Source organism: Actinopolymorpha alba DSM 45243, assembly GCF_000373925.1.
GTDB classification, from domain to species: domain Bacteria; phylum Actinomycetota; class Actinomycetes; order Propionibacteriales; family Actinopolymorphaceae; genus Actinopolymorpha; species Actinopolymorpha alba.
In genome coordinates, this window is the sequence record NZ_KB892744.1 from 35,523 (window position 1) to 53,984 (window position 18,462).

Genomic DNA, 18,462 nt, shown 5'->3' on the forward strand with positions numbered 1-18,462 from the left:
TCGCGTACCGACTGCCCACCGAGGCCGAACTTCACTGGCAGACCAACGTCAGCCTCGCCTACGGCTGCAAGGGGATCCAGTACTTCACGTACTGGACTCCCGAGCCTCCGGAGGTCTTCCAGCAGGCGTTGATCTCCAGGGAGGGTGAACGAACGCCTCTCTACGACGCCGCGGCGCGGATCAACAACGACTACCTACGTCCCGTGGGCAGGCAGCTTCTCCCGCCCACCTCCGAGTCGGTCACGCACTTCGGTGAGGCGACGCCGCCGATGGGTGTGGAGATCTTCCACGGTGACTCATGGGTCTCCTCCGCGAGTGGAAGCGCGGTGATCCTCGGCCGGTTCTTCGATCGTCCCGCGCAGGAGAGGCGGTGGCTCCTGGTCGTCAACAGGTCCTTCGGCCGTGGACGGGTTCTCCCGGCGAAGAACTCCTCTACGCCCGCGTCTGGACCAGCGAAACCCAACGCGCCAAGGCGATCCAGGTGTGGAATATCCACTACAACTACCATCGAGCCCACACCGCCGCCGACGACCAACCACCCGCCTCACGCCTCCGGCAGACCGTCACCAACGTCATGACCCAGATCACCTAGCGGCCTTCACGCAGGTTGCGGTCCATGAAGGCGTACGCCGCGTGTCTGACGTGTTCGGGGAAGTCGTGCCCGCCATGGCCGATCCAGCTGATCATCTGGTCGCCCGCGCCGAGTCCGTCGTACACCTGGTGCGCCCGGTCCAGTCCCGCGACACACTCGCGCCAATGCGGGAAGTATTCGTCGCCGACCGCCAGATAGGAGAACAGCGGCCGAGGAGCCACCAGCGCCAGGATCTCCGAGAATTCGAACGGCACCACACCGTCGTCGAGCAGCGGGTTCAGCGCCGGGAGATGACTGAACCAGTCGCGCTCGCCCCAGCGGTATCGATCGGCGTCACCGGCGAACGTGGCGAAGCCGCAACTCGACACGACGGCGGCGACCCGCGGGTCCGCCCCGGCGAGGAACCACGCGTTGTACCCGCCCAAGGAGTGCCCGATCGCGCCCAGGCGTTCCGGGTCGACGCCCCCGACGGCCGCGAGCACGCTGAGTGCCTGACGGTGGTCGGCGATCATCTTGCCGACCGGACTCAGATCCGGGTGCGTCGCGACGAATCCGGCGGTGCGGAACGGTTCCGATCCCGGCGCCACCCGTTCCCCCGCGGTGATCGTGTCGGGGGTCAGTACGACGTAGCCGCGCTCGACGAGTTCGAGCGCGTATCTCCGGTTGTCGCGCCCGTGCTCGGTGGCGATGTCGTCCTTGCCGTCCTCCGATGTCGGGTGCAGCGCAAGGATTCCCGGCCGAACCCCTGTCGGCCCGGAGGTCGGTTCGGCCGGGACGAGCAGCAGCGCCGGAACCTGGTCGCCGTCCGCGGTGTCGTACCGCAGGTGGATCCGCGTGTGCGAACCGCGGTCCTCGCGGCCGGTCTCGTCCCATCGGGGCGCGATCGGATCCGGCACCCGGCCGACGAGCGCATTCCACCGCGCGTTGATCTCGGCCCGGGTGGCGGGCCAGTTCTCCATCGGGATCGGCGGCGGCCCCGAGGCGTGCAGATCGGCGAGCGAGTACGTCATCGCAGGCCAACGATGCGCGGGCGTGGGCAGTACGGCGTCCGCGCAGGTCATGTGCTTTTGGGGCACATCATCCTTTGACGGCACCTTTGGCGGCTTCCATGATCTGGCGTTGCAGGATGAGGAAGAAGACGATGATCGGGATGACGGAGATGACGGTCCCGGCGCTCATCAGCCGCAGGTCGACCCCACCGATGCCCTTGAGGTAGGCGACGCCCAGCGACACCGGGTAGAGGTTCTGGTCGCTCAACACCACCAGTGGCCAGAGGAAGTCGTTCCAGACGTTGATGAACCCGAAGATCGCCACGATCGCCAGGGTGGGACGCGTCACCGGGAGCATGACGTGCCAGAAGACCCGCCACTCGTTGCACCCGTCGATGCGGGCGGCGTCGGCGAGCTCCCTCGGCACCGAGGTGAACGCCTGCCGCAGCAGGAAGATCGCGAACACCGTGAGGAGATTGGGCAGCACCACACCCGCATAGGTGTTCACCAGACCGAGCTGGTTGACGATCAGGTACTGCGGGATCAGCATCACCTCCATCGGCAGGAACATGGCGGCGACCAGCCCGAAGAAGATCAGCGTCCGCCCCCGGAATCTCATCGTGGCCAGGGGGTACGCCGTCAGGGCGCTGATCACCACGTTGGCCGGGACGATCAACACGATCAACAGGAACGAGTTCAGCAGGTACCGCGGGAACTCGATGGTCGTCCAGGCCCGGACGAAGGCGTCGACGATCGGGGGCCGGGGAATCAGGTCCGGCGGGTTGCTGAACACGTCCTGGTGCCCGGGTTTCAACGCTGTCGACAGCAGGACGACGAACGGGAGGACGAACACGACGCCGATCGCCACCAGCAACAGGTACAACCCGATGCGACGGATGACGCGACTCGCCGGGAGCCGGGTACGGTTGTTGGTCGGAACGGCCTGCGCCGTCTCCACGGGGCCGGTCCCCACGCTGGCGGCCATCAGTCCTCCGCCTTCTTCCCGAGACGGTAGTTGAAGGTCGACAGCACGACCAGGAAGAGCGCCATCACCAGGGCCGCGGCACTCGCGTACCCCATCCGGTGTCCCTCGAAGGCCTGTTGGTAGATGAAGTACCCGAGCGATGCGGTCCGGTTGCCCGGCCCACCATCGGTCAGCATGTAAACCGAGGTGAAGATCTGCATCGCCCCCATCATCTCGAGCGTCAGCGCGACCGCCATGAACGGCCGGATCAGGGGCAGCGTCACGTGCCGCAGCCGGCCCCATGCGCCTGCACCGTCGACGGTGGCGGCCTCGTACAGGTCGCTCGGGATGGACTGGAGTCCGGCCAGGAAGATCATCATGTACGTGCCGGTCCCCTTCCAACCCTCGACGAAGATCAACGCACCCTGGGCGGTGTCGTGGTTCGTGAGGAAGTGGATGGGTTCGTCGATCAGGCCGATGGTCCGCAGCACACCGTTGATCACGCCCAGGTCGTCGTACACGAAGTTCCAGGCGACCGCGATCGCCACCATGGACGTGACCACCGGAAGGAAGTAGATCGTCCGGAAGAAGTGGATCGCCCGCATCTTCCGGTTGACCAGGATCGCCAGCAGCAGGGGCAACACGACCGTGAACGGGATCATGCCGACGAGGTACACCAGCGAGTTGCGGAAGGTCTCCCAGAACTCACTGCTGGAGAGCAGGCGTTCGAAGTTGGCCAGACCGATGAATTCCGGTGGATCGATGATGTCGTACTTGTAGAACGCCAACTGGACCGCCGAGCTCGCCGGCCACACGACGAACACGGCGAAGAGGAGCATCCCGGGAATGAGGAACAGGTACGGCGTCACCCACCGCTGCCCGATCGGCCGTTCGATGGGCCCCAGCCGAAGCCGGGATCGTCGGCTCGGGGCCGAGGATTGTGTCGTCACGATGCATCCTGGTCTCTCGCTGGTGGCCACTGAGGCTGCCCTCGACCTCACCGTTGGAGGTCGAGGGCTGGGGGCTCAGCCGGCCAGGATGGTGTCCCACTTCTTGGCCAGGTCCGCGAGCGCCGCCGTGGCGTCCGCCTTACCACCCAGGTAGGCCTTCATCCCCTCGTTGAACACCTTGGTCAGCTCGGAGTCGTGCTTGGTGCCGTACGACACGTAGGTGGTGTCGGGCAGCTCGGTGGCGATCATCTCCTTGGCCTTGTCGTCCAGCGGGCTCCCGGTCTTCTCCTTGAAGAACGGGTCCGCGATGGCCTTGAGCGACGACGGGTAGATCGGCACCAGCTTGCAGAAGTCGACCTGGTTCTTGGCGTTGGTGACAAACTGGATGAAGGCCGCCGCTGCTGCGGGGTTCTTCGACCCGGACGGTACGACGAGCGTCTGCATCCCGTCGAGCAGGAAGTTTCCCTGCGAGGTCGTCGGTGCCGGGGCCAGTTCGAGGTCGGCGTACGCCTTCGGTGCGTTCTTCTTCAGGAACGCCAGGATGTACGGAGTGCTGATCGTGAAACCGATCTGGCCCGAGTCGATCCACTGCGGTGGGACGTTGGCCGACGACGTCGACCCCGGAGCGAGACCCTTCTTCACGTAGGTGTCCTTGTAGCGCTGGATGATCGCGGCGGCCTCCGGTGTGCTGAAGGCGGCGGACTTCTTGTCGTCGGAGATCATCGTGACGCCGTGGTAGCGCATCACCGTGTCCGACGGGATCATCGTGGTCCCGTAGACATGGGTGGTGTCGTAGATCTGCTGGGCCAGCTCGAGCACCTGGGAGTAGTCCTTGGGCGACTTGGCGTAGTCGAAGCCGGTCACCTTCGCCATCACGGACTTGCGGAAGAACATGATCGGGGCGCCGCCGTGGTACCACGGGATCGCCGCCTGCTTCCCGTCGATCTTGAACGGGTTGAGCATGCCGGGCACGTAGTCCGCGAACTGGTCCGCCGGAAGCAGGGTGCCGAGGTCCGACAACTTGCCGGCGGCTCCGGCGACCAGCTTGTTGGTGATGTTCACCGCATCCGGGACGTTCGACGACGCCAGTGCGGCCAGGAACTTCGCGTCGATCTGATCGCCGGGCACATCGACCCAGTCGATCTTGACGCCCGGGTGCGCCGTCTCGAACTCCTTGATCATCCCGGTGATGTAGTCGGAGTACACCTCCTTGAGGTTGATCGTCCAGAACACGACCTTGCCCGTGATCACGGTCGCGGACGGCGTCGCCGCGGCGCTGGGCGACAAGGAAGCGGAGCTGCCCTTGTTGGCCCCGGACGTACCTGGCGCGCAGGCGCTCAGGCCGAGGGCCACCGCAGCGGCACCCGCTCCGGTCAACAACCGGCGGCGATTGAGGGTGACCCGCTCGAGGTGGCCCGACGGACCTTGCGGCTGGGACATGAGCAACCTCCCGAAGTTGACGTGGTGCAATGCTTGACGGCGTACGACGACTGGCGGAGGCGAACGGTGCACGGTGGGATCGTCACCGACCTCGGCGCCGACCAGCGTGCGGATGACTGTGGGCATGAGTGGACTAGTCCAAAAACGTCGGTAATGCTGCTCTGCCCAACTTGGTCTGTCAAGCATCGTGATCTCGCCGTGACCTCTGCGCCGCTGCCACGGAGTCGCAGACGCTCGAAGTACGTCGCGAGTGGGAACGGTGCTAGATCGAACGCGTCATCGACGGGGACCGCAGCGGCGCGGCTCGCGTTATCCTCCCAGGCGGGACGATCGCCCGGCCATCGCCGGAACAGTCCTGCCGGCCAGGTTTGGTGCTGGTCCAGTCCAACGGCATCCGGCGCCCACCAGGCGCCGGGAGGAGGAATCGTCACGGTGGCCAACCGCAGCGAACCGTTCGACCCCACAGCGTACGGACTTCCCGCACAACTGGACGAGGACCAGCCCAAGGGCGATCAGCTGCGGGAGGCATTGGAAAGCCTGGCCGCCCACCTCGGTCCCGGCGCACCCCTGCCATCGGAACGGCAACTTGCGGACGCCTTCGGCGTCGCCCGCATGACGGTCCGCGGGGAGGTCCGCCGACTGGCTGCGGACGGCGTCATCCGGCTCCGCGCCCGCGCCGCCGCCATCGTCGCCGACCCGGCCGCGCCGCGGTACACGGTCGGCTATTCCTTCGCCCACGAGCTGGCGCGGCGCGGTAAACAGGCGGGCTCGATCGTCCAGGAGCACAACATCCTGCGAGTCACTCCCCGGCTCGCCGAACTGCTCGAGGTGCCCGCCGGGACCCGGGCGTTGCGGCTGGTCCGGGTGCGCACCGCCGACGGCCAGCCGACCGGCGTCGAGCGGCCCACGCTGTCGCTGGAACGCTTCCCCGGCCTGGAGGACGTGGACTTCGAGCACGCCTCCCTGTACGAGACGATCCGCGACCGCTGGGGGGCGGAGCCCAGCAGCGTCCAGGCCCACGTCACCGCAGTTCACCCGTCAGCGGACGACGCGGAGCTGCTCGGGATCGACGACGCGGTCCCGTGTTTGCTGGTGACGCTCGTGCAGCGGGACACGTCCGGTCAGGTGATCGAGGCCGGCCGGTCGATCTACCGGGGCGACCGTTACGACCTGGACATCAGCCGCCGCGCCACCACGCTGCCGATGCCGGCAGCGAAGACCGACCTGGCGTAGCCATCGCCTGCGGCGGCGCGGGCCACCACCGGGCCGACCCGCGGCAGGGCCACCGAGAGCGGCGGCGCCACCACCTCTCGACAGATGCGGGACTGGGTCTTGCATTACCTCACCCCGGCGCTATTTTTGGACTAGTCCAACTGCCGCCGATGGCCGCAGCGATCCGGATCTCTGTTTTCGCGCACCCCAAGAACGGACCTTCGATGACGACACCCCTGCCCGCCCCGAGGCCGGCGGATTTCCCACCACTGGAGTTTCCGTCGTTCACCGACGTCGCCGGCCGGACGCTGGGTGGCCAGGAGATCGAGGCCGTTACCGCTGTTCGCCGACAAGGGATGGCCGCGGGATACCGGCGAGCAAACCCACCTGTTCTTCGGCGTCAACTACCGGATGACCAAGCTGCAGGCCGCCGTCAACCGCGCAGTTACTGTTCGGCAGCGATGCAACCCTGATCGATCCCGCGTCGCACTGGGCCGGTACGCCGATGCCGGCCCGAGCCCGGAATCGGCGGAACTCATCTTCTGGCGCAACGCCAGCGCGCTGTTCGGCCTGAGCGTCGAGGGCTCCGGCTACACGCATTCCAGGGAGGTATCCGCATGACGACTCCGTCCGCGAACGCATTCTTCGCGGCTGCAACAGATGTGCTCACCACCGCGATCGCGACCCAACGCGATGTGGTCGTGGAGGCGGGCCGGCGGATCGCTGCGACGATCGATGCCGGCGGCAAGTGGTGGGTGTTCGGCACCGGTCACTCGCATCTACTGGTGGAGGAACTGTGGGGCCGGGCCGGCGGGATGACGGATCTGCATCCCATCCTGGAACCGTCGCTGATGCTCCACGAGGGTTTGCTCAAGAGCAGCTTGCTGGAACAGCAGTCGGGGCTTGCCGAGGTATTGCTCCAGCTGTACCCCATGGCGCCGGGCGACCTGCTGTTGGCGATCTCCAATTCCGGGCGAAACGCGGTGCCGGTGGAGGTGGCGACCCTCGCTCGGGAGCGCGGCGTGCAGGTGATCGCGCTGACCTCGCTGGCCCATTCGCGGTCGGTCACCTCTCGTGCGCCGTCCGGGAAGCGGCTGTTTGAGGTCGCCGACCTGGTGATCGACAACTGCGGCGTTCCCGGTGATGCCGTCATCGAGCACTCCCCGCACCCCGTCGGCGCGACATCAACCATCGTCGGAGCGATGCTGCTGCAGGCGTTGTCGGTGGAGGTCATCGGCGAGCTCGAACGGCGCGGCCGGCCGGCTTCGACACTGTTGAGTCTGAACGCGTGAGCGGGGCGGCGATGTGGACCATCACCATCGGTTCAGTGGTCGTCACCCCGTCCCGGCAGGTGCCGCTCGGGGGTTTCGTGGCCCGGGTGGGGAACAGCACCGGCATCCTGGACGATCTGGAAGCCAACCTGATCGTGCTGACCGGTGCCGACGCGCACACGATCGCCTGGGTCGCCATCGATGCGCTGGCAGTGATGCCGGAACTCCGGACGGTCGTGGTGGATGCGGTCGTCGCGCTGACGAACTGCACCGCCGACCAGGTGGTGGTGACGGCCTCGCACACCCATTCGGCGCCGTCCGGGTGGGTGGGGCAGATCCTGCCCGCCCTGCCCGCACCCGTCGATGACGAACTGCTCGCCGACCTGGGCGCCGCGATCGCCGGCATGCCGCTTCGTTCGACCACGGTGCGGCTGGAGACCTTCAGCGCGGCGATCGATGGCGTCGGTTCGAATCGTGCCCGTCCGGACGGTCCGTTCGACCCGACCAGTGTGGCCGTGATGGCTCGCGACGACACCGGTGTCCCGGTGGCGCTGCTCTACGATTTCGCCTGCCATCCCACGGTTCTCGGCCCGGACAGTCGGGTGATCTCGGCGGACTGGGTGGGCGCAGCCCGGCGCGCCCTGCGCCGAGGGCTGGGCGCTGATGATCTCCCGGTTGTGTTCGCCCAGGGCTGCGCCGGTGACGTCAGCACCCGGTTCTACCGACAGGGCCGCCTGCCACCCGAGGTCGACCGGCTCGGATCGCGGGTCGCAGAGTGGCTGCTCGCTGCCGCCGGGCGCGCGGAACCCTTGGCGGGCAACGGGATCCGACTCCGGCACGACGTGATCGAGCTTCCGTCCCGATGGGCGCCCGACTCGACGGTGACGGTCCCGATCTCGTCGGTGGATATCGGCGTACGGCGCTGGCTGACCGTTCCGGGCGAGGTGGTGGCGTCCTTCGGGATCGATATCACCGCCGCCCTTCCGCGCACACGGCTGGTCAGTTGCACCGATGGGTACATCGGGTATCTGGCGGACGCGAACTGCCATGCCGACGGCAGTTACGAGGCGTCGGCGTCCCCGTTGACGCTGTCCGACACGCTCGAGGTGTTCCGCCGGGTGGAGAAGCTGGGCAGGGACCAATGACCCTTCCCGACAGGACCCCCGTCCGGGTCGGCATCGTCGGCACCGACAACTCGCACAGCGACACCCCCACTTGTCTCCGGCGCCGGGATCGACACGATCGTGGACGCCGCGATGCTGGTCGAGCCCGCCACGAGGACGGCGCCGTTCCACGTGACCGAGGTGTGGCCGCACCGCGTCGACACGGCCGACATCGAACTCGACCCGACTATCTGCTCCCTGGCCTGGAACAGATCGTGACCTTGTTGCGCACCGGGGTGACACCACTGTCGGTGGCGGAACTGCGCACCCCGGTCGATGTGCTGGGCCGGATCGCCGACCAATAGCCATCGAGCCGTAGCGACGGCGCCGACCTTCCGGTGACAAGGTCGAGGTCACGGTCGATTCACTTGCCGCGACCGGAATCGGACGGTAGGAGCTACTGAGGATTGTCGAGGAACCAATCGGATGGTCGAAACGATGAAGAACCCCGTCGAGTCCGACAGTCGGGCGGACGGGCACGCTGTCGTGGACGTCGGCAAATCGGCGACGAGGATCCGTCTCCAGAGCCGCGGCATCACCGTCATCGGGCCGGGCGCCGCACCGGAATTCGCCGGTGCCCCCGACTCCGGGCAACGACTCTTCGAGGTGGTGCGGTCGACCTGGGCGGGCGCGGTCTGCACGTCGCGGATCACGCAGCTCACGATCGGAAGCACATTCCTGCCCGATGCCGTCGGCATCGCCGATGCCGTGGGGCGCCTGGCGGACCTGTTCCCCGGCGCCCGGATCTCCGTGTTCGCCGACGGCGTACTCTGCCACGCCGCGGCGCTGGGCGGGCCGGGCAGCGTCGTCAGCGCCGGAACCGGCGTCACGGTCGTCGGCGCGGACACCGAAGACCAGTTGTACCAACGGGATTCCTGGGGTCCCGACCTCGGCGACCGCGGCAGCGCCGCGGAGATCGGCCGGGCCGGGCTGCGGCTCGCCTGCTCCGCGATCGACGGGGTGATGGCAGCGCCCCAACTGGTGTCCGCAGCCACCCGATGGCTGGGACGCCGACTGGAGACTTCGGCTGCCATCGACCTGCTGGCCAGACCCGACCGGGTGGAGCGGCTGGCGAACTTCGCGATGACGGTCTGCGATCTCGCCGCCGACGGTGACCGGCAGGCGCACGAACTGATCGAGCATGCGACGGCCGAGGTCGCGGTGACGTGTGCGGCGATGGCACGGCGCATCGGCGATCCCTCAGTGGTGCTCCTCGGGAGGCTCACCGAGATCCCGGTGTACCGGGAACTCCTCGGCACCGCACTCGCCGGCGCCGGACTGCAGGAGCGGCAACCGGTTTCGGCGGTCCTCGACGTATCGCCCGATACGGTCAACCGCAGGCAGTACCAACGGTGGGCCGGACGCTCACCGCTCCCCGATTGATCGCCGACGACGGGTCCGGCACCCCCGCGGCACCGTCGATCGTCGCTTCGACGAGCCCCGACGGCGAGCGCCGAACTGGCTGACCCAGGACTAGCCCTGATCGACGGGGCTCTACGGCGCTTGCCACCGCGCGCTACTGGATCGATGAAGAGCCAGAGTTTGTTTCACACAAGGGTGTTTCCGAGTCATCTGCACCGACCGAGAGATGGATCGAGGTGCGCGGTGCGCTGGCTGTTGACAGGGTGCACCCAGGATGATGACTTGGGCTATCCCAGATTCCGCAAGTGCAGCCCTTCTTACCGCCGGCGCGCGGTGTACCTGGATCGGCGGCCCGTGCAGCGACGCCAAGCCGCGGCGCACTCAAGCGCAAGGAGCCCTCATGACGAAACCCCTTCTCCGTCGCCTGGCGATGGCGACCAGCACGATATGCGCTGCGAGTGCTGTTCACCGGCGCATCCAACGGCGGCATCGCCGCCGACGTCGACCACCCCCACCGAGGCCAGCGGCAAGCGGGGCAAGCTCGTTGTCGGCCTGCGCGAGCGCGTCAACGCCCTCGGCGGGCTTGCCGACCAGGGAGCAGAACTCGACGCGCTGCGGCGCCCACGCCTGCTCGGTGAGCAGGAACGACGCCGGATCGGCGTACCGGCGATCTCCTCGACCCCGGGAAGCGGTTTCTCCTGTTCGAGGGGGAAGTGACGTGGCGAGTGCGTTCCCGCACATCGCGGTGACGCTCAGCTGGGTGTCGCCCGTGGCCGGATCGGGCGACACGTCTTTGGGGCCTTCGTCGTGGGGGCGGGTCAGTGGTGTTCGGGGGCGACCCATTCGACGAACTGGACGATCACGCCGTTGGGGTCGGTGACCTGGAACAAGGCTTCGCCCCAGGGCTCCTGGCGCAGCGGCATGGTGATCTGTGCCCCGGCGTCGCGCAGCCGCTTTTCCTGCTCGGCCAGGCCGCCGGCGAGGGTGAAAGCGAGGATCAGACCGCCGGCACGCTGGTCGCGTTGCTCGGGCGGCAGCACCTCGATGCCGCGGGCGAGCAGGACGATGTCGACCGCGTCGTCGCGCGACAGGGAGGCGAAGCCGTCGGCGGCCTGCTGGACGGTGTAGCCCAGGTAGGTGGTGAAGAACGTCTGGGAGGCGGCGACGTCGTCGACAGTCAGCGAGACAGTGGAAGCGATGAACTGCACGGGATCTCCTCTGGTGCGGTGGGGTCAGTAGCTGCGGCGCCGGGGGATGATGCGCATGCCCCGAACTTGCTGCGACGCACGGATGCTGTGGTCGGTCGGCGGACGACGCAGTTCGGCGCCGTGCAGCGGGGCTCGCTCGGGCTGCTGCGACCGGGGCACACGAGCGAACTCGACCACGGGCGCGGCGGCGTCGCGGGTGTGTTTGCGCATGGGCGTCCTCCTCGGACTCGGCGTTCCTCCGTCATAAATTTATGACGGATGTAAATTTAGCCCAAGGCGTCCAAGGGTGTCAACATAAAGATGCTACGAGGGTAAGATTGCGTCATGGCTATCCAGACTCCCGCCCCGGCCGCCGGGCTGCGCGAGACCAAGAAGCACGAGACCAGGCAGCTCATCTCCGACCACGCGACCCGGCTGTTCATCGCACAGGGCTTCGAGCAGACGACCATCGCCGAGATCGCCGCCGCCGCCCGCGTCGCCAAGAAGACCGTCACCAACTACTTCCCGCGTAAGGAAGACCTGGCCTTGGACCATCAGGAGGAGTTCGCCGCCTCCCTGGCCCGTGCCGTCACCGCACGACGCCGAGGGGAATCAGCGCTGGCCGCGCTGCGCCGCGCATTCGCCGACGCCGTGGCCGCCCAGGACCCGGTCGCCGGATTCTCCGGCCAGGAGTTCGCCCGCATGATCGCCGACAGCCCCACCCTGACCGCCTGCCTGCGCGGCCTGCACGACCAGCGTGAACACCAGCTCGCCCAGGTGCTCGCCGACGTCACTGCCGCTCAGTCCGACGACATCACCGTGCAGACTGCCGCCGCCCTGCTGGGCACTGTCCACGGCGTGCTGTTTCACCGCATCCAGACCCTCACCCTCGCCGGACACTCCAACGACCAGATCGCCCACACCATCGCCGCCGAAGCCACCCAAGCCTTCGACTTGCTGGAGCCCGCCCTGGCCGACTACGCCTCCGCCTGATGTGAGTCATCGGGCCTGAAGTTCGGGCAGGCTCGGCGCCGGGCAGTCGCTGGCGGCGACCCGGCGAGGGGTACCCGATCGAGTCGCGGCCGCGTCGCTTGGCCTCGGGCAGCCCATAGTGGCGGCGCACGCATAGGGCTGCTTCGCGACCGTGGTCCCAGGCTGCCGCCTCGGGGCTGCTCGCCAGGCGCGAGCGGTTCGGTCGAGATGCCGTACACGCGGCCGGTGCCACGGCGTGACCTGCACACATGCCGGTGCGACCCATGTGACGGGCTTCCTGGGCGTCGTGCATCCGTCGACGGGACTGCTCGGCCTCGTCGGTGGCTGAGTGGTACGACCTCGCCGCTTTCGTGAGGGGGCGCGGATCTTCTCCACGATCGACGGGCTCAAGCACCGGCATCTCTGAGTTCTCGGCTCACGGTCGAAGAAGTCATCTGAGCGCCTTCGGCGCACTCACCGTCGAGAGTCCTTGCCATCCAGCCCTCACGCCACAGGAAGGCAGCCACATGAGCACACGGACCCAGCATTCGCTAGGTCTTGACCACGCCTGCGCGGCTAGCGGAGCAGCCTCCAGGTCTCCGAGTAGAGCTGAGCGAGTCGCGCCCGCGAGTAGCCGATCGCCACCATCGCCAGACCGAACGGGAGAATGGCCACTCCGATGAAGATGATCGCAAGAAGCCCAGAGTCGATGCTTCCTTCAGGGCTGAGCAACGCTTTGATCGCTGCGGTGAGTAGGACCAAGGAGACGAAGAGCACACTGAATGCACCTCCCAGCGGAGTCATCCAGTGGATGGCCGGAATGGGCCAACGACTGCCCACGGGGCGTGCTCGAAGCACCGTCAACTGTAGGTCAAACCTATCGGTGAGCTCCCGGTGGAGTCTCAACTCAGCCCGAACGTGACGGAGTACTCGCGCCCAGTAAGCCAGGTGGAGGCACAAGAGCCCGCCAAGAACTACAGCGCCCACCACAACGCCCCCTGTGGTCCGATGGCGGGTCGGATCGTTCGTCAAGGCGTGCGGAAGGAGGAGCTGCCCGAAGATCGGCACGATCGTGGTGCTTCCCAGCCAAAGAAGGAATCCCAGCCACGGTTTGATTCGCGGAGCGAGCAACTGCGGTGACCGGAGACAGCCGATTAGCGCCCCGGCCTCGGTATCGGACGCTGAAGTCACGGGAGTCGAAGGTAGCGCATCATCAGAGCCCTTCTCAGCCAACTGCTCGTTGGGTTGGCATCCGGGTCGAGGCCGCCATGCTGATGTTCTACGACCTCGACACCCGCGAGCTGCTGCGCACCCGACCCAACCCGCTCACTGCCGCCGAGATCCGCCGGCTCCGTTGGCCGGGCCGGCACGGTGATGCCTGGGTCACCGTCCTAGGTTGGTAGCTCTTCGGGATGCTTACCAACGCAATCGATCCCGCGTGATCTGGACGACGGCGGACGCCCGCAGATGATCTTCAGCGGCCTCCGGATCAGAACATCGGCGTGTGGCTCTGCGGACCCTTAAGGCCGTGTCCCGTGGGGAAGGCCGACGTCACACCCTGCGCTCAATGTCATACGACGCGGTACCAGGCTGCCGCGACGGCGGTGCTGTTGTCGCCCGGACGACGAGGGTAGTGGGCACGGTGACGACGCGTGGAGTGGCGGGTGGGTGGGGGAGGAGTTGCTCGATCAGCAGCGTGGCCGCGAGCCGACCCTGTTCGCGGACCGGCTGGGCCACCGTGGTCAGGTTGAACAGCCGCGCCATATCGTGATTGTCGACTCCGACGACGGACAGGTCGGCCGGCACGTCGAGGTGCTCCGCGCGCGCGGCGTGCATGACGCCCATCGCGATCTCGTCCGATGCGGCGACGACGGCGGTGGGCGGGTCGTCGTGCCGCGCGAGCGCGGGAAAGCAGGAGAGCCCGCCGTCGATCGTGAAGGTGGCCGGAAACATGAGGCTCGCGTCGACCGGCAGGTCGCTCGCCTGCAGGGCGCGGATGTACCCCTCCTGGCGGGAGGCGGCGACCGGATAGCCGAAGTGGTCGCGTGGGTTCCCGCCGACGAAGGCGATCCGCCGGTGCCCCAGGTCGAGCAGATGCCGGGTCGCCTTCTCACCCACGCCGACCTCGTCGATCCGAACCCCGGAAAGCCCCGGCATGGTTGGACCGATGGTCGTGACGGGACGTCGGAACTCGGCCAGGGCGGAGGCCTCGTCGGAGGGCAGGGGGAGGCTCAACGCCAGCAACGCGTCAACCCTCTTGCGCAGCAGGTGGGGATTGATCGACCGGCGGTCGGCTCCCTCGACACCGCCCAGGTCGTAGAGCAGGACGTCGTACCCGTGCTCGACCAGGACCTGGCCGGCGCCAGCCAGGATGTTCGAGAAGTACCACTGCCCGGCCCAGGGGGCCACGACGCCGATGGTGCCGGTCCGACCGGTGGGGAGTCCCGCGGCGCTGGGTGACGGGACATAGCCGAGCTCGGCGGCGGCCGCGCAGACTGCCGACCGGGTCGCTTCGGACACGCCAGGCAGGCCGCGCAGGGCCCGAGACACGGTGGCCACCGAGACTCCGACCTTGTTCGCCACGTCTGTGATGCTGCTCATCACCACGGTCCCTGTCGTACCGCCGTTGTCACGTGCTCGCCCGCGAACCCTAACCCTTGACGCTGCCGGCCAGCAGGCCGCGCACAAAGTAGCGCTGCAAGCTGAGGAATACCAGCAGGGGGACGATCATGGCAACGAACGCGCCGGCTGACAACAGGTGCCAGGCGGTTCCTCGGGTGCCCGAGAGCTCGGCGATCCGGACCGTCAGTGGGGCGACGTTCTGCGTTCCGCCGGCGAAGGTGAGGGCGACGAGCAGGTCGTTCCACACCCAGAGGAACTGGAAGATCCCGAACGCCGCGATGGCGGGGACCAGGAGCGGTAGCAGGACCCGGAAGAAGATCTGCACGTGACCCGCGCCGTCGACCCGGGCGGCTTCGACGAGGGAACGCGGGATGTCCTTCATGAAGTTGTGCAGCAGGAAGATCGCGAGCGGTAACGCGAAGATGGAGTGCGAGAGCCAGACGGTCCAGTACGACCCGGCGAGGCTGAGATCGACGTAGGTCTGCAGCAGCGGGATCAGCGTCACCTGGATGGGGACGATCTGGAGGGCGAACACCGCGACGAACAGGAAGTCGCGGCCCCGAAAGTCGATCCAGGCGAACGCGTACGCCGCGAGCAGCGCGAGGGTGATCGGGATGACCACGGACGGAATCGTGATGACGATCGAATTGACGAAGAACGTCGACAGCTGGGTGCTTCCGCCAAACAGCACCTCGGTGTAGTTCTTGAGCGTGAGCTGAGGATCGCTGAAGAACGTCCACCAGCCGGTCGTCTTGATCTGTTGCTCGGGCCGGAACGACGAGAGCAGCAGCCCGAACGTTGGTACTGTCCAAAGAATCGCCACAGCGATCGAGATCGCCGTCGCCCACGGGGAGGAGAGCCTCGTCTTGGCCTGCTCAGCGCGCTGGGCCGTCCGGGCCACGCGCCGCGCCGTCCGGGGCCGGGAAAGGCTGTCAGGAGTCGCCGTCATCGGATCTCCTCGGACAGGCGCAGTTGGCGGATGTTGTAGATGACGATCGGGATGACGAGGATGAAGAGCACCACGGCCAGAGCCGCGCCGATTCCGGCGTTGAACTGCCGGAAGCTCTGCATGTAGAACTCGTTGGCCACGACACTCGTCCCGAACTGGCCGCCGGTCATGGTGCGGACGATGTCGAAGATCTTGAGGGTCCCCATCGCGATCGTCGTCACGACGACGACCAGCGCCGGCCGGATGGCGGGGACGGTCACGTGGCGGAAGAGCCGTATGCCGGTCGCGCCGTCGATCCGGGCGGCTTCCACGATGTCGTCGGGAATGGCTTTGATCGCGGCCGACAGGACCGTCATCGCGAAGCCCGCCTGGATCCAGATCATCACGATGAGAAGGAAGAAGGTGTTCCACGGCGCGGTGATGAGGAACTGGTGAGGATCCATGCCCAGCCAGACCCTGATCTGGTTGGCCAACCCGATCTGGTGGACGCCCTGCTGGTCCGGACGGAACTCGTAGACGAACTTCCAGATGATTCCGGCGCCCACCATCGAGATCGCCATCGGGAGGAAAATCAGCCCTTTGGCCAGCGCCTCGAACCGCGTGCGGTCGACGAGAACGGCGTATACCAGCCCGATCAACGTCGAGGCCAGTGGGACGACGAGCAGCCAGACGAAGGTGTTGCGCAGGACGATCTGGAAGCCTTCCTGCGTGAAGATCGTGAGGTAGTTGTCGACACCGACGAAACCGGTGCTCGTCCGGTCGAAGAACGACTGGTAGATCGTCCGCAGGCCGGGATAGATCAGACCGAATCCCAGCATGAGTCCGGCCGGACCGCAGAAGGCGAGTGCTATCAGCCAGTTCGGCACCCGCCGGGGGCGGTCGACGGCGAACAGGATGATCGCCATCACCGCGGCGAACAGAACAATGGCGAAGGCCATCACGAGCAGCTTTTCACCAGTGGTGCTCGCGTCGAGAATCCAGCTCACTCTCCGCGCCTCTCTGCGAGAGTGCCGGCCCGGTGGGGCGTCGGTGAGGACTCATCGATCCGCACCGCGGCCCACCGGACCGGCGTTGCTCCGCTACTTCGGCCAGGACCTTTCGATCGCGTTGAGAACCTGCTTGTCAGGTTTGTTGTTGGCGATCCAGTTGGTCATCTCGGTCCAGAAGCTGCCCGCGCCGACCTCGCCGGGCATCAGGTCGGACCCGTCGAACCGGAACACCGCATTGGGGTCCTGCAGGAGCTGCACCGAGAGTTTGTTGACCGGTGTGTCGACGTTGGCGATGTCGAGTCCGGTGTTTGCCGAGATCCAGTTGCCTTCCTTCGCCTTGAGGTTGGCCCACTCCGGCGAGGACAAGAACTCCTGGAATGCGACCACCTCCGGCCGGTCGGAGAACGCCACCGCGAATTCGCCACCACCGAGCACGGGCTTCCCGAACTTCTTGTTGATCGGCGGCAGGTAGAACGCGTACACGTCGCCGTCCTTCCCGACCTTGGTGCCCTCGGGCCAGTTCGCCTGGTAGAACGATGCCTGCCGGTGCAGGAAGCAGGTGCCGTCGAGGATCGGCAGGCCGGCGTCCTGGAACGTCGTGGACGCGACGCTGGTCACATCGCCCAGACCGCCGTTGACGTAGTCGGGGTTCTTCAGGATCGAGCCGACCTTCGCAAGGACGGCGGCCACCTTCGGGTCGTTGAACGGGATCTTGTGGGTCACCCACTGGTTGTAGACGTCGGGACCGTACATGCGGAGCATGACGTCTTCCATCCAGTCGGTCGCCGGCCAGCCGGTCGCCTCGCCCGAGCCGATGCCGGCGCACCACGGCTTGCCGCCATCCTTCACGATCTGGTCGGACAACGCGATCATGTCGTCCCAGGTCTGCGGAACCTGGTAGCCCTTCTTGGCGAACTGCTTCGGGGAGTACCACACGAACGACTTCACGTTGGCGCCGATGGGCGCCGCGTAGAACGCGCCGTCGACCGTGCCGTAGCTCTTCCAGTCCTTGCCGAAGTACTTGTCAACGTTGTCGACGACGCCCTTGGACGCCGGTTTGACGGCCTTGGTGTCGCGGACGAGGGTCTGCAACAGCCCGGGCTGCGGGACGTACGCGATATCAGGCGCGTTCCCGCTCTTCGCCCGCACGACGACCTGTGCCTCGAACTCCTTCGAGCCCTCATAGACGACCTTCGCGCCCGTGCACTGCTCGAACGGTTTGTAGGAGTTGATGTGGGGCTGATCTTCCGGTGCGACGATCGAGGTGTAGACGGTGATCTGCTTACCGGACAGGTCGCCGTACTTCTTGTACGGCTTGCAGTCGACGTTCGCCGCTTGGTCGGCGGTGGTGGAGCCGGTGCCGCCACAGGCGACGGCGCCGAGCGTGAGTACCGCCACCCCGACTGTCGCGGTGATGCCGCGACATGCCAGTCGGTTGGCCATCCTGGCGACCTTCCTCTCTCCCGGCCAGGTCGGGCGACCTTCCGTGCCCGAGTTCCTGACAGGAGAACGAAAACGTTTTCGTAGCTAAAAAGCAAGTCCGAATTTGGATTCACCGCCGACGCAACTGCGGCGCGTGCGGGTGCCAGTGCGGGCGGTCACCGTCGTGTCCGTTATCGCCCACCCTGCGCCTCGCGGTACCCGTCGGTCAGGGCGGAAAAGGAGGACCGCCAGCAGCTCGAGCCAGGCCACGTCGCGGCTGCACCAGCTACCGTCGCAGGTCCAGGTCCCGCCACGGGTCGGTGCACGGTCGAACGGTTGAATGCGCGAGCTGGGCGTCGGTGGGGCATGCGCGCCGCG

General features: G+C 66.9%; 20 protein-coding genes and 1 pseudogene. 9 read left to right on the forward strand and 12 right to left on the reverse strand.

Annotation, left to right across the window (positions count from 1 at the left end; genetic code table 11):
• Positions 1-421 precede the first annotated feature (421 nt).
• A pseudogene (locus B141_RS49140) lies at positions 422-592 on the forward strand (IS481 family transposase); the annotation flags it as partial.
• Here B141_RS49140 and B141_RS39955 read toward each other — a convergent pair.
• The 4 genes from B141_RS39955 to B141_RS0110385 all read right to left on the reverse strand — a co-directional run bounded on the left by B141_RS39955 (position 589) and on the right by B141_RS0110385 (position 5,061).
• A complete protein-coding gene (locus tag B141_RS39955; RefSeq protein WP_084678223.1) occupies positions 589-1,602 on the reverse strand; it encodes a dienelactone hydrolase family protein in 1,014 nt (337 codons plus the stop codon). The pseudogene B141_RS49140 and the gene B141_RS39955 overlap by 4 nt on opposite strands.
• A 67-nt stretch (positions 1,603-1,669) precedes the next feature.
• Positions 1,670-2,566, reverse strand: coding sequence for a carbohydrate ABC transporter permease (locus tag B141_RS0110375; RefSeq protein WP_020575096.1), 897 nt, complete (start codon positions 2,564-2,566; stop codon positions 1,670-1,672).
• Complete coding sequence (locus B141_RS0110380) at positions 2,566-3,495, reverse strand: carbohydrate ABC transporter permease (protein ID WP_020575097.1); 930 nt, start codon at positions 3,493-3,495, stop codon at positions 2,566-2,568. Before B141_RS0110380 ends, B141_RS0110375 begins: the two co-directional genes overlap by 1 nt.
• A 75-nt stretch (positions 3,496-3,570) precedes the next feature.
• Complete coding sequence (locus tag B141_RS0110385; protein ID WP_020575098.1) at positions 3,571-5,061, reverse strand: ABC transporter substrate-binding protein; 1,491 nt, start codon at positions 5,059-5,061, stop codon at positions 3,571-3,573.
• Between the two features lie 306 nt (positions 5,062-5,367).
• Here B141_RS0110385 and B141_RS39960 point away from each other — a divergent pair, with 306 nt between their 5' ends.
• The 6 genes from B141_RS39960 (at position 5,368) to B141_RS45435 (ending at position 9,964) form a co-directional block, all read left to right on the forward strand.
• On the forward strand, positions 5,368-6,168 hold the full coding sequence (locus B141_RS39960) for a GntR family transcriptional regulator (protein ID WP_020575099.1): 801 nt from the start codon (positions 5,368-5,370) through the stop codon (positions 6,166-6,168).
• Between the two features lie 291 nt (positions 6,169-6,459).
• Positions 6,460-6,768 (forward strand): hypothetical protein, encoded by a 309-nt coding sequence (locus tag B141_RS50590; RefSeq protein WP_020575100.1) that lies wholly within the window; start codon positions 6,460-6,462, stop codon positions 6,766-6,768.
• Positions 6,765-7,439, forward strand: coding sequence for a sugar isomerase domain-containing protein (locus tag B141_RS39965; protein WP_020575101.1), 675 nt, complete (start codon positions 6,765-6,767; stop codon positions 7,437-7,439). Before B141_RS50590 ends, B141_RS39965 begins: the two co-directional genes overlap by 4 nt.
• The gene (locus tag B141_RS0110405; protein ID WP_020575102.1) at positions 7,436-8,563 is read left to right on the forward strand and encodes a hypothetical protein; all 1,128 of its coding nucleotides are present in this window, start codon (positions 7,436-7,438) and stop codon (positions 8,561-8,563) included. The genes B141_RS39965 and B141_RS0110405 overlap by 4 nt, the downstream gene beginning before the upstream one ends.
• A 99-nt stretch (positions 8,564-8,662) precedes the next feature.
• Positions 8,663-8,800 carry a hypothetical protein gene (locus B141_RS49150; protein ID WP_020575103.1) on the forward strand — a complete coding sequence of 46 codons (138 nt, stop codon included), beginning with the start codon at positions 8,663-8,665 and terminating at the stop codon, positions 8,798-8,800.
• A gap of 207 nt (positions 8,801-9,007) precedes the next feature.
• On the forward strand, positions 9,008-9,964 hold the full coding sequence (locus B141_RS45435) for a BadF/BadG/BcrA/BcrD ATPase family protein (protein ID WP_020575105.1): 957 nt from the start codon (positions 9,008-9,010) through the stop codon (positions 9,962-9,964).
• A gap of 444 nt (positions 9,965-10,408) precedes the next feature.
• Here the strand turns inward: B141_RS45435 and B141_RS49155 are convergent, their stop codons facing one another.
• From B141_RS49155 to B141_RS0110435, 3 genes are read right to left on the reverse strand one after another with little or no spacing between them, the layout of a single operon-like run.
• Positions 10,409-10,786: a hypothetical protein gene (locus B141_RS49155; RefSeq protein WP_157180930.1), complete on the reverse strand. Its 378-nt coding sequence runs from the start codon at positions 10,784-10,786 to the stop codon at positions 10,409-10,411.
• Positions 10,762-11,151 (reverse strand): VOC family protein, encoded by a 390-nt coding sequence (locus B141_RS0110430; protein ID WP_020575107.1) that lies wholly within the window; start codon positions 11,149-11,151, stop codon positions 10,762-10,764. The genes B141_RS49155 and B141_RS0110430 overlap by 25 nt, the downstream gene beginning before the upstream one ends.
• Before the next feature lie 24 nt (positions 11,152-11,175).
• Positions 11,176-11,361 carry a hypothetical protein gene (locus B141_RS0110435; protein ID WP_020575108.1) on the reverse strand — a complete coding sequence of 62 codons (186 nt, stop codon included), beginning with the start codon at positions 11,359-11,361 and terminating at the stop codon, positions 11,176-11,178.
• 114 nt (positions 11,362-11,475) lie between these two features.
• On the opposite strand from B141_RS0110435, the gene B141_RS52215 reads away from it, so the two are divergent.
• Complete coding sequence (locus B141_RS52215) at positions 11,476-12,123, forward strand: TetR/AcrR family transcriptional regulator (RefSeq protein ID WP_020575109.1); 648 nt, start codon at positions 11,476-11,478, stop codon at positions 12,121-12,123.
• 555 nt (positions 12,124-12,678) lie between these two features.
• Here the strand turns inward: B141_RS52215 and B141_RS0110445 are convergent.
• Positions 12,679-12,906 (reverse strand): hypothetical protein, encoded by a 228-nt coding sequence (locus B141_RS0110445; RefSeq protein WP_157180931.1) that lies wholly within the window; start codon positions 12,904-12,906, stop codon positions 12,679-12,681.
• Positions 12,907-13,370: 464 nt separating this feature from the next.
• Here B141_RS0110445 and B141_RS52220 point away from each other — a divergent pair, with 464 nt between their 5' ends.
• Positions 13,371-13,505 (forward strand): hypothetical protein, encoded by a 135-nt coding sequence (locus tag B141_RS52220; RefSeq protein ID WP_020575111.1) that lies wholly within the window; start codon positions 13,371-13,373, stop codon positions 13,503-13,505.
• A 148-nt stretch (positions 13,506-13,653) separates the two neighbouring features.
• Here B141_RS52220 and B141_RS0110455 read toward each other — a convergent pair whose 3' ends face one another.
• The 4 genes from B141_RS0110455 to B141_RS0110470 form a co-directional block, all read right to left on the reverse strand.
• The gene (locus tag B141_RS0110455; protein ID WP_020575112.1) at positions 13,654-14,703 is read right to left on the reverse strand and encodes a LacI family DNA-binding transcriptional regulator; all 1,050 of its coding nucleotides are present in this window, start codon (positions 14,701-14,703) and stop codon (positions 13,654-13,656) included.
• A 49-nt stretch (positions 14,704-14,752) separates the two neighbouring features.
• Positions 14,753-15,673, reverse strand: coding sequence for a carbohydrate ABC transporter permease (locus B141_RS0110460; protein ID WP_020575113.1), 921 nt, complete (start codon positions 15,671-15,673; stop codon positions 14,753-14,755).
• The gene (locus tag B141_RS0110465; protein WP_020575114.1) at positions 15,670-16,659 is read right to left on the reverse strand and encodes a carbohydrate ABC transporter permease; all 990 of its coding nucleotides are present in this window, start codon (positions 16,657-16,659) and stop codon (positions 15,670-15,672) included. The genes B141_RS0110460 and B141_RS0110465 overlap by 4 nt, the downstream gene beginning before the upstream one ends.
• Before the next feature lie 93 nt (positions 16,660-16,752).
• Entirely contained in the window at positions 16,753-18,105 is a 1,353-nt protein-coding gene (locus tag B141_RS0110470; protein WP_020575115.1) for an ABC transporter substrate-binding protein, read from the reverse strand.
• Between the last annotated feature and the right edge of the window lie 357 nt (positions 18,106-18,462).